Source organism: Burkholderia sp. Ac-20345 (assembly GCF_017104825.1).
Lineage (GTDB): Bacteria > Pseudomonadota > Gammaproteobacteria > Burkholderiales > Burkholderiaceae > Burkholderia > Burkholderia lata_B.
In genome coordinates, this window is record NZ_JAAGPO010000553.1 from 1 (window position 1) to 435 (window position 435).

The 435-nt window shown below is 74.3% G+C and carries 1 protein-coding gene; it reads left to right on the plus strand.

The features are described 5' to 3' along the window. Nucleotides 1-435 (plus strand): phosphopantetheine-binding protein (locus G3O06_RS48625; protein WP_205820500.1); only part of this gene is annotated, 435 nt, incomplete at both ends.

Genomic DNA, 435 nt, shown 5'->3' on the forward strand with positions numbered 1-435 from the left:
CGCCCGGGCGGCCGCGCAGCCGGTCGAAGCCGCGACGCTCGACGCGCACCTGCGCCGCACGCTGCCCGACTACATGGTGCCCGCGCAGCTGATCGTGCTTGACGCGCTGCCGCGCAACGCGAACAGCAAGGTCGACCGCGCACGGCTGCCGGCGCCGGTACGCGTCGAACGCGCGTACGAAGCGCCGCACGACGGCGACGAAGCCGCGCTCGCGGCGATCTGGTGCGACGTGCTGAATCTCGAGCGCGTGGGCCGTGGCGATCACTTCTTCGATCTCGGCGGCCATTCGCTCGCCGCCGTGCGCGTCGCGACGCGCGTGGCCGAACGGCTCGGCCGCGACGTGCCGGTGCGCGCGTTGTTCGAGGCACCGGTGCTCGCGCAGTACGCGCTTCAGGTGGCCGATGCGCCGCGTGCCGCGCATGCCGGTGCGGCAGC